Source organism: Streptomyces sp. NPDC048659, assembly GCF_040650575.1.
Classification (GTDB): domain Bacteria; phylum Actinomycetota; class Actinomycetes; order Streptomycetales; family Streptomycetaceae; genus Streptomyces.
This window is the reverse complement of record NZ_JBEZHM010000115.1, coordinates 1-10,182: the sequence shown is the minus strand read 5'-3', so window position 1 is coordinate 10,182 and position 10,182 is coordinate 1. Positions and strand designations below refer to the sequence as shown.

9 protein-coding genes are annotated in these 10,182 nt (G+C 74.0%); 3 read left to right on the top strand and 6 right to left on the bottom strand.

The genetic code is table 11. The features are described 5' to 3' along the window. Positions 1–86: 86 nt before the first annotated feature. Entirely contained in the window at positions 87–1,262 is a 1,176-nt protein-coding gene (locus AB0C99_RS39000) for a hypothetical protein (protein ID WP_362485175.1), read from the top strand. A gap of 72 nt (positions 1,263–1,334) precedes the next feature. Here the strand turns inward: AB0C99_RS39000 and hflX are convergent, their stop codons facing one another. From hflX to miaA, 6 genes are all read right to left on the bottom strand, one after another. Beyond that, the gene (gene hflX, locus AB0C99_RS38995; protein ID WP_362485173.1) at positions 1,335–2,828 is read right to left on the bottom strand and encodes a GTPase HflX; all 1,494 of its coding nucleotides are present in this window, start codon (positions 2,826–2,828) and stop codon (positions 1,335–1,337) included. A 148-nt stretch (positions 2,829–2,976) separates the two neighbouring features. Next, on the bottom strand, positions 2,977–4,455 hold the full coding sequence (locus AB0C99_RS38990) for a M1 family metallopeptidase (RefSeq protein ID WP_362485171.1): 1,479 nt from the start codon (positions 4,453–4,455) through the stop codon (positions 2,977–2,979). Between the two features lie 65 nt (positions 4,456–4,520). After that, positions 4,521–6,662 carry an HD domain-containing protein gene (locus AB0C99_RS38985; RefSeq protein WP_362485169.1) on the bottom strand — a complete coding sequence of 714 codons (2,142 nt, stop codon included), beginning with the start codon at positions 6,660–6,662 and terminating at the stop codon, positions 4,521–4,523. Between the two features lie 141 nt (positions 6,663–6,803). Further along, positions 6,804–7,697, bottom strand: coding sequence for a diaminopimelate epimerase (gene dapF / locus AB0C99_RS38980; protein WP_362485167.1), 894 nt, complete (start codon positions 7,695–7,697; stop codon positions 6,804–6,806). 170 nt (positions 7,698–7,867) lie between these two features. Continuing rightward, positions 7,868–8,332, bottom strand: coding sequence for a hypothetical protein (locus AB0C99_RS38975; RefSeq protein WP_362485165.1), 465 nt, complete (start codon positions 8,330–8,332; stop codon positions 7,868–7,870). 108 nt (positions 8,333–8,440) lie between these two features. Beyond that, entirely contained in the window at positions 8,441–9,379 is a 939-nt protein-coding gene (gene miaA, locus AB0C99_RS38970; RefSeq protein ID WP_362485163.1) for a tRNA (adenosine(37)-N6)-dimethylallyltransferase MiaA, read from the bottom strand. A 112-nt stretch (positions 9,380–9,491) separates the two neighbouring features. Here miaA and AB0C99_RS38965 point away from each other — a divergent pair, with 112 nt between their 5' ends. Together AB0C99_RS38965 and AB0C99_RS38960 are read left to right on the top strand one after the other, a co-directional pair. Next, positions 9,492–9,707, top strand: a complete 216-nt coding sequence (locus tag AB0C99_RS38965; protein WP_362485161.1) for a hypothetical protein — start codon at positions 9,492–9,494, stop codon at positions 9,705–9,707. Positions 9,708–9,776: 69 nt separating this feature from the next. Next, complete coding sequence (locus AB0C99_RS38960) at positions 9,777–10,034, top strand: antitoxin (RefSeq protein WP_362485159.1); 258 nt, start codon at positions 9,777–9,779, stop codon at positions 10,032–10,034. Positions 10,035–10,182: the final 148 nt, after the last annotated feature.

Genomic DNA, 10,182 nt, shown 5'->3' with positions numbered 1-10,182 from the left:
GAGATCCAGAGGATGCCGTGCCGGTCGAGGACGCGCCGGAAGGCCGCGTAGAGGCCGTCGGGCGGGGAGGTGAAGCCGCCGACGCCCTGGATGGGCGTTCCATACGGCTCCTGCCCGGCCTCACGGCCCTGGCGGCGGCGCTCGCGCTGACCGCCACGGCCTGCGGTCCGACCGAGACCCCGGCGGCCGACAAGCCCGCCGACACGCCCGCGGCCTCCAGCGCGCCCGCCGCGGACGGCTCCGGCGCGGACCTCGCGGACGACATCGCCGGCAAGCTGAAGAAGCACGGCGTCGACCTCGACAAGTGGAAGAACGGCGACTGGAAGAACTGGGACCAGGACACCTGGCTCCGCGAGGCCCAGGACTTCGTCAACCCGGTGATCGACGGCCTCTGGGACCCGGCCCGGATGCAGTCCGCCAAGAGCCCCGACCCGACGATCACCGCGCAGGCGGGCACCTCCGGCAGCGACCCGGTGCCGCGCCCGGTCCAGGCGCAGCGCGAGAAGACCCCGTACCACCGCAACGCGGCCCCGGTCGGCAAGATCTTCTTCGACTCGCCGCAGGGCTCGATGGTCTGCTCCGGCACGATCGTCAAGGACCCGCGCAACCCGGGCCGGTCCAACATGGTCTGGACGGCCGGGCACTGCGTGCACGCGGGCAAGAAGGGCGGCTGGTACCGCAACATCACCTTCGTCCCGGCCTTCAACGACCTCGGCAAGTCCCCGGCGGCGCTGCGCACCGCGCAGCCGCAGGAGATCTACCCGTACGGCCAGTACTGGGCCGACTGGGCCGTGACCTCGGGCGAGTGGATCAAGAGCGGCGGCACCAACCAGGCGTGGCCGTACGACTACGCCGTGCTGCACGTCCAGCCGGAGCGGGGCCGCAAGTCGCTGGAGGAGACCGTGGGCGTGGCCCTGCCGGTCGACTTCTCCGCCCCGTCGGCCGCGCAGGCGGGCACCCTCGGCGCCTGGGGCTACCCGGCGGCGCCGCCGTACAACGGCATGATCATGCACAAGTGCCTGGACCGCGGCACCCGCCTCACCACCGCCCCGGCCACGCCGACGATGTACCGCATCGGCTGCACCATGACCGGCGGCTCCTCCGGCGGCGGCTGGTTCCGGGTGCTGCCCAACGGCACGACCGCGCTGGTGTCGAACACCTCGATCGGCCCGGCCGGCGGCAACGGCTGGCTGGCCGGACCGCAGCTCGGCAAGGGCGCCAAGGCGGCGCACGAGATGGTCAGCAAGAAGTTCGCCCGCTGACCCAGCCCCACCCACGCGAGAGCGCCGGCCGCCTCCCGGAAGGGAGACGGCCGGCGCTCTCGTCGGTCGGTGTCAGTGCGCGGCCGGGACGTACGGCGCGAGCAGCGCCGCCAGTTCCTCGTGCACCCGCGCCTTGAGCAGGGTGCCCTCCGCGGTGTGCTCCTCGGAGAGGACCTCGCCCTCGGCGTGCACCCGCGAGACCAGGCCGCCCTCGGTGTACGGCACCAGGACCTCGATCTCGACCTGCGGGCGCGGCAGTTCGGACTCCAGGAGCGCCAGCAGCTGCTCCATGCCCTCGCCCGAGCGGGCGGAGACGGCGATGGAGTGCTTCTCCACCCGGAGCAGGCGCTGGAGGACCAGCGGGTCGGCCGCGTCCGCCTTGTTGATGACGACGATCTCCGGCACGTTCACCGCGCCGACGTCGCGGAAGACCTCGCGGACCGCCGCCAGCTGCTCCTCCGGAGCCGGGTGCGAGCCGTCCACCACGTGCAGGATGAGGTCGGAGTCGCCGACCTCCTCCATGGTGGAGCGGAACGCCTCGACCAGGTGGTGGGGCAGGTGCCGGACGAAGCCGACCGTGTCGGCCAGGGTGTAGACCCGGCCGGTGGGCGTCTCGGCCCGGCGCACGGTCGGGTCGAGGGTGGCGAACAGCGCGTTCTCCACCAGGACGCCCGCGCCCGTGAGGCGGTTGAGCAGCGAGGACTTGCCCGCGTTGGTGTAACCGGCGATGGCGACCGACGGGATCTTGTTCCGCCGGCGCTCCTGGCGCTTGATGTCGCGGCCGGTCTTCATCTCCGCGATCTCCCGGCGCATCTTCGCCATCTTCTCGCGGATCCGGCGCCGGTCGGTCTCGATCTTGGTCTCACCGGGGCCGCGGGTGGCCATGCCGCCACCGCCGCCGCCACCCATCTGACGGGAGAGCGACTGACCCCAGCCGCGCAGCCGCGGCAGCATGTACTGCATCTGCGCGAGCGCGACCTGCGCCTTGCCCTCCCGGGACTTGGCGTGCTGGGCGAAGATGTCGAGGATGAGGGCGGTCCGGTCGACCACCTTCACCTTGACGACGTCTTCGAGGGCGATCAGCTGGCCGGGGCTGAGCTCACCGTCGCAGACGACGGTGTCGGCGCCGGTCTCCAGCACGATGTCCCGCAGCTCGCGGGCCTTGCCGGAGCCGATGAAGGTGGCCGGGTCCGGCTTGTCGCGGCGCTGGATGACGCCGTCGAGGACCAGGGCGCCGGCCGTCTCGGCGAGCGCGGCGAGCTCCGCCAGGGAGTTCTCCGCGTCCTGCACCGTCCCGGAGGTCCACACGCCGACCAGCACGACGCGCTCCAGGCGCAGCTGCCGGTACTCGACCTCGGTGACGTCCTCGAGCTCGGTGGAGAGGCCGGCGACGCGGCGCAGCGCCGCGCGCTCGGAGCGGTCGAACTGGTCGCCGTCCCGCTCCCCGTCGATATCGTGGCTCCAGGCGACGTCCTCTTCCATCAGGGCATCGGCCCGAAGGCTCTCGGTGCGGCTGGTCTCCGCGAAGCTCTGCTCGTCCTGGGAAGAAGATGAAGAGGAGGTCATTGGATCCTTTACGTCGAAGAGGAAGTGGTCACGGAGAACTCCGTCACGGCAGTCACAACGCGTGACGTCCGGGAAGAATTCCCGGGGCCCGGCCGCGCCGCCGACCAGACGATGGTGACACGCCCGCACCGGGCCCGTCATCCCGGTTTCAGGCCCGGGGCGCCCGGCTCTTCCAGTCCGGGTGGCCCGGCATGGGCGGGGTCTTCCGGGCGTAGAGCCAGTCGGCGAAGAAGCGCTTCAGGTCGCGGCCCGAGATCCGCTCGGCGAGGGCGGTGAAGTCGGCGGTGCCGGGCGTGCCGTCCCGGTGCTCGCCCACCCAGGCGCGCTCCAGCCGCTGGAAGGCGTCGGTGCCGATCTCGTGGCGCAGCGCGTACAGCGCGAGGGCGGCTCCGTCGTAGACGACGGGGCGGAAGAGGCTGATCTTCTCGCCGGGCTCCGGCGGCTTGGGCGCGGCGGGCGGGCCGCCGTCGGCGCGCCACTGGTCGGAGGCCCCGTAGGCGGCCTTCATGCGCCGCTCCAGGGTGGGCCCGCCCTTCTGCTCGGCGTACAGCGCCTCGTACCAGGTGGCGTGGCCCTCGTTGAGCCAGAGGTCGGACCAGCGGCGGGGCGAGACGCTGTCGCCGAACCACTGGTGGGAGAGCTCGTGGACCATGATCGAGTCGACGTACCACTCGGGGTAGCCGGGCTCGGTGAAGAGGCCGCGCTCGAAGAGGGAGAGGGTCTGGGTCTCCAGCTCGAAGCCGGTGTCGGCGTCGGCGATCAGCACCCCGTAGGTCTCGAAGGGGTACGTGCCGAGCCGGCTCTCCAGCCACTCCAGGTGGCCGGGGGTGCGCCGCAGCCAGGGCTCCAGGAGCTCGCGGTCGGCGGTGCGGACGACGTCCCGGAGCCGGAGGCCGTGCGGGCCCTCGCGGTGCACGACGGTGGAGTCGCCGATGGAGACCTGGGCGAGCTCGGTGGCCATGGGGTGGGCGGTGCGGTACGTCCAGGTGGTGGTGGCGCCGTCGCGGACGCGGCTCTCGGGCAGGCCGTTGGCGACGGCGGTCAGCCCGCTGGGGGCGGTGATCCGGAAGGTGAAGAACGCCTTGTCGGAGGGGTGGTCGTTGGAGGGGAAGACCCGGTGGGCGGCGTCGGCCTGGTTGGCCATGGCGAGGCCGTCGCCGGTGCGGACCCAGCCGCCGCTGTCGGCGGGCCCGCGCGGGTCGCTGGTGTGGGTGACGTCGATCTCGACGGCCTCGCCGCGCGCGACCGGGCGGGCGGGGGTGATCACCAGGTCCTCGCCCGCGGACTCGTAGGCGGCGGGCTCGCCCTCGACGGTGACGGCGGAGACGGTGCCGTGGGTGAAGTCGAGGTTGATCCGGGCCAGGTCGTCGGTGGCGAGGGCCTGGATGCGGGTGACCCCGGCGAGGGGCTCGGTGTTGCGGCCGGGGTAGGTGAGGGAGATGTCGTACGACAGGACGTCGTAGCCGGGGTTGCCGAGGGTCGGGAAGAGCGGGTCCCCGATGCCGAGGGGAGCGGCCGGGGGCAGGGCGGCGGCGACGAGCCCGGCGGAGAGGGCGACGAGGACGGCGGAGCGCAGCACGCGCGCGCGGGGCGCGGGAGTGCGGCGGGTTCGGGTGGGGAGCGGCATGGGCTACCGCTACCAGGGCGCGGGCCGCTCCCCCGGGCGGCGCGCGCGCCCGCCACCCGAAGGGGTCAGGGCCGGGGTGACGCGGGGTGCCGGGCGCGGCTGACGTCGTAGACGCCGGGGACGTCCCGCATGGCCCGCATGAGGGCGGGCAGTCCGGCGGCGTCCGGGAGTTGGAGGGTGTAGGTGTGCCGGACCCGCTGCTCGCTGGGGGGTTCGACGGTGGCGGCGACGACGGCGGCGCCCTCGGTGGCGATGGCCTCGGTGAGGTCGGCGAGCAGCCGGGGGCGGCCGAAGGACTCGGCGACCAGGGTGACCCGGCAGGCGTCGGTGTCGCCCCAGTCGACGGTGACGGGGCTGCGACCGAGCCGCCGCATGGTGTCGGCGGAGGCGCAGGCGGTGCGGTGGACGGTGACGGCGCCGCCGCGCACGACGAAGCCGGTGATCTCGTCGGGCGGTACGGGGGTGCAGCAGCCGGCGGGCCGGACGGCGGGGGTCTCGGTGCCGGGCAGCTCGGCGCGCAGCCGGGCGCCGGAGCGCCGGTCGGCGGTGACGCCGGCGGCGGGGCGGGGGGCGGCGGCGGGGATCTTGGCGGCCTCGGGGTGGGCCTGGAGCCAGCCGGTGATGGCGATCCGGGCGGCGGGGGTGCGGGCGTGGTCGAGCCACTGCGGGGAGGGCCCGGAGGCGGTGTCCTGGGCGAGCAGCGGCTGGACGGTGTCGCCGTCCCGCAGGACGGTGCCGAGCGGCGCGAGCCGGCCGTTGACCCGGGCCCCGAGACAGGTGTGGGCGGCCTCGCCGTACTGGGCGTAGGCGGCGTCGACGCAGGTGGCGCCCGCGGGCAGGCTGATGGCGCCGGGGTCCCCGCCGTCGGCGCGGTAGACGGTGATCTCCTGGTCCTGGGCGAGGTCGGCGCGCAGCGAGGTCCAGAAGGTGTCGGCGTCGGGGGCGGACTGCTGCCAGTCGAGGAGGCGGGAGAGCCAGCCGGGGCGGGTGGGGTCGACGCGCTCGCCGTCCTCGCCGGGCTGCTCGGCGGTGGTGTCCTGGCCGTTGTACGGGTTGCCGAGGGCGACCACGCCGGCCTCGGCGACCTTGTGCATCCGGTGGGTGCGGATGAGGACTTCGGCGACGGCGCCGTCGGGGGCGGCGACGGCGGTGTGCAGCGACTGGTAGAGGTTGAACTTGGGGGCGGCGATGAAGTCCTTGAACTCGGAGACCACCGGGGTGAAGCAGGTGTGCAGTTCGCCGAGGACCGCGTAGCAGTCGGCGTCCTCGGAGACGAGGACGAGGAGCCGGCCGAAGTCGCTGGCGCGCAGTTCGCCGCGCTTGAGGCGGACCCGGTGGACGGAGACGAAGTGGCGGGGCCGGACGAGGACTTCGGCGCCGACACCGGCCTCGCGCAGCAGCCCGGAGACCTGTTCGGCGATGGCGCCGAGGGTGTCGTCGGCGCCGCTGTTCCCGGCGATCAGGGCGCGGGTGGCCTCGTACTCCTCGGGGTGGAGGATGGCGAAGACCAGGTCCTCCAGCTCGCTCTTGAGGGCCTGGACGCCGAGGCGTTCGGCGAGCGGGATGAGGACGTCCCGGGTCACCTTGGCGATGCGGACCTGTTTCTCGGGGCGCATCACGCCGAGGGTGCGCATGTTGTGCAGGCGGTCGGCCAGTTTGATGGACATGACCCGCACGTCGTTGCCGGTGGAGACGAGCATCTTGCGGAAGGTCTCGGGCTCGGCCGCCGCCCCGTGGTCGACCTTCTCCAGCTTGGTGACGCCGTCCACGAGGTAGGCGACCTCGTCGCCGAACTCGCGGCGGACCTGATCGAGGGTCACCTCGGTGTCCTCGACGGTGTCGTGGAGCAGGGCGGCGGTCAGGGTGGTGGTCTCGGCGCCGAGTTCGGCGAGGATCAGGGTGACCGCGAGCGGATGGGTGATGTACGGCTCGCCGCTCTTGCGGAACTGGCCGCGGTGCGAGGACTCGGCGAGGACGTACGCCCGGCGCAGCACGGCCAGGTCGGCTTCGGGGTGGTGGGCGCGGTGCGCCTCGCCGACGTGCCCGATGGCGTCCGGCAGCCGGTCGCGGACGGCGGGTCCGGCGGTCGCGCCGAGCAGGGCCGCGCGGCCGAGCCGGCGCAGGTCGATCCTCGGACGGCCGCGTCTGCGGCCGGGAGCGTCGGGCCCGGTGGCCTCGCTCACGGGGTTGGTGGCCTCTGCGCTCATGGGCACCTCCGGCGGCATGGACCGGCGGAGGGCCGGGGCGGGGTGTGCCCGGCGGGCCGGTGCTTGATGCTACCGACCCCACCACGTGGCGCAGTCCCGCTCTCGCCGAGCGTGAACCGGATCACCCATTCGAGGGACGGATCAGCCGGTGGCGGTTTCGATTCCGGGGGCGAGCCAGGCGGGGTCCACGGTGCCCTCGGCGACGATCACGGCGGGTCCGGTCATCTCGATCTCGCCGTCGGGGTGCTCGGTGATGACGAGGGTGCCGCCGAGGACGTCGACGGTGTACGTGACGGGGGTGCCGGTGCGGGCGGGGTCGGCGCCGTCGCGGCGGGCGGCGGCGACGGCCACGGCGCAGGCGCCGGTGCCACAGGAGCGGGTCTCGGCGGCGCCGCGCTCGTGGACGCGCATGGCGACGTGGCGGGGGCCGCGGTCGGCGACGAACTCGATGTTGACGCCGTGCGGGTAGACGGCGGCGGGCTCGTACGGCGGCTCGACGTAGAGATTGCCCGCGTGGTCGAGGGAGTCGACGAAGGCGACCGCGTGGGGGTTGCCCATGTCGACGTTGCGGGCGGGCCAGCTGCGCTCGCCGACGGTGACGGTGACCCCGTCCTCGGGGAGCACGGCGCGGCCCATGCGGACGGTGACGGAGCCGTCCTTGTCGAGGTGGACGCGCTTGACACCGCCGCGGGTGGCGACGGCGACCTCGCCGGCGGTGACGTGCCCGGCGTGCTCCAGATAGCGGGCGAAGACCCGGACGCCGTTGCCGCACATCTCGGCGACGGAGCCGTCCGCGTTGCGGTAGTCCATGAACCACTCGGCCTCGTCGGCCAGGTGCCGCGCGTCGGGGTGGGCGGCGCTGCGGACCACGTGCAGCACGCCGTCGCCGCCGATCCCGGCCCGCCGGTCGCACAGCCGGGCGACGAGGGCGGGCGGCAGGTCCACGGCGTTGTCCGCGTCGGGGACGATCACGAAGTCGTTCTCGGTGCCGTGGCCCTTGAGGAAGGCGAGGGGCGAGGTCTGCGCGCTGGTCACGGGATCAACTGTACGGGTCGCCGCCGACAGCGGCCGGGAGGGTCCAGGAGGCGGGACGGGCCGGGCGGGGCGGGGCGCCCGGGGCCGCCGGGGCGGGCCCGGCCGCGCGCGGGCCGCGGCGGGCCGTGGGCGCGCGGCGGCGGGCCGGCGGCAGCGGCAGCGGCAGCGGCTCAGCGGAGGCGGGCGACGCGCCAGACGGCCAGGGCGACCAGGAGGGCGCTCAGGGAGACGTACAGGGCGAGGGCGCGCCAATTGGGGCGCTCGCCGGAGCCTCGGGCGGGCAGGCCCGGCCAGGTGTAGCCGACGCGGCGGGCGGCCATCATGCCCCAGCCGGCCGCGCAGCAGCTGATGAGGAGCCCGAGCATGGCGACGACGGCGCCGCCCTCGCCCGAGCCGAAGGCGAGCGGGAAGGCGAACATCAGGGAGCCGACGGCGGCGAGCCCGACGATCGGGGCGAGCTGCCAGATCCTCAGGCGGCGCTGCGGGCGCAGTTCCACCTCGACCTCGGCCGCGTCCACCTCGACGGCGCTGCCCTCGGCCTGGTCGGGCCCGTCCGGGGTCAGGCCGGCCGCCCCACCGGTGGTCTCCCCCCGGACGGCGGCCTGCTCTTCCGTGTCGCGAGGGCCGGCCTCCATCGCCACGCGCCCTCCCAACTCGGACTCCACTTGGTCGATCGATGCTCGATGATGGCACGGTCCCACCCCCCGGAATGACGGGCATGACGTCCCGATGCCATCACGTGATCAGGCTGTAACCGCTCGTTCGACCAACGTCAGCGCCCGCCCCGGGAGTTCCCCCCGGTCCGCGACGGCGCCACTCAGCCAGTGGACGCGCGGATCGCGCCGGAACCAGGAGTCCTGGCGGCGGGCGAAGCGCTTGGTGGTGCGGACGGTGTCCGCGCGCGCCTCGTCCTCGGTGCACTCCCCCGCGAGCGCGGCGAGCACCTGCTGGTAGCCGAGCGCGCGGGCGGCCGTCCGGCCCTCCCGCAGGCCCCGGGCTTCCAGCGCCCGCACCTCGTCGACCAGCCCGGCTTCCCACATGCGGTCCACGCGCGTGGTGATCCGCTCGTCGAGTTCGGGGCGGCCGACGTCCACGCCGATCTGCACGGTGTCGTAGACGGACTCGTGGCCGGGCAGGTTGGCCGTGAAGGGCTTCCCGGTGATCTCGATGACCTCCAGGGCGCGCACGATGCGGCGTCCGTTTCCGGCCAGGATGGCGCGGGCGGCCTCGGGGTCGGCGGCGGCGAGCCGGGCGTGCAGGACGCCGGAGCCGCGCTCTTCCAGTTCGGCCTCCAGGCGGGCCCGGACCTCCGGGTCGGTGCCGGGGAACTCCATGACGTCGAGGGCACCGCGCACGTACAGGCCGGAGCCGCCGACGAGGATCGGGACGCGGCCCTCGGCGAGCAGCCGGTCGATCTCCGCGCGGGCCAGCCGCTGGTACTCGGCGACGCTGGCGGCCTCGGTCACGTCCCAGATGTCGAGGAGGTGGTGCGGGACGCCGTCGCGCTCCTCCAGCGTCAGTTTGGCGGTGCCGATGTCCATCCCCCGGTAGAGCTGCATCGAGTCGGCGTTGACGACCTCGCCGCCCAGCTGCTGGGCGAGGAAGACGCCCAGATCGGACTTGCCGGCCGCTGTGGGACCGACGACGGCGATGACCCGCGGGGCGGGAGGTGCGCTTCTCACCGCACCAGTCTCGCAAACCCCGGGGCCCGTCCCCGAACGAGCGACGTGACGGGCCCCACCCGGCTTCGTTGCTGTTGCGGGATTCCGACCCTGAGTAGGCTAGGGAGCAGATATGGGCGTTTTCGCGATGTTTCGGCGCAAGGCCACCAAGGACGGCGAGGACGCCACGGTCACGGACCCCGCGGGCCGGGCGGCCGTGACCGAGGAGCCGGACACCGCGGAGGCGGAAGCGGCGGCCGAGGCGAAGGCCGGGGCCGTCGAGATCCCGAAGCAGCAGTCGGCCGAGGCGGCCGCGGACGACGAGGCCGGCGAAGGCGCCCGGACGTAGTTCCCGGACGTGCACACGGACCGGCATGGACACGGGCCCTCGGGGGTCCGTCGGAGGGAGGGTGACCCCATGGGTCTCCTGGATTCACTGAAGGCCAAGCTCGCCCCGGCGAAGGACAAGGTCACCGACCTCGCGCAGCAGCACGGGGACAAGGTGGAGCAGGGTCTGGACAAGGCCGCGAAGATGGTCGACGAGAAGACCAAGGGCAAGTACAGCGACAAGATCGAGACCGGCACCGGGAAGGCCAAGGAGGCCATCGAGAAACTCGCCCACAAGGACGGGCCGGACGGCGGCCAGGGCGGCCCGACCCCGCCGCCGGCCGCCTGAGCCGGACGGCACACCGGGACCTTCGCACGCGTACGGCGGACGGCCGCGGAGCAGCCCGGGGCCAGGGCGGCGGGCGCGTACTTGCCGAGGGCGCTGATCAGCAGCCGCAGTTCGAGGGCGAGGGCCTCGGCGAGGCGCTCCAGGCCGT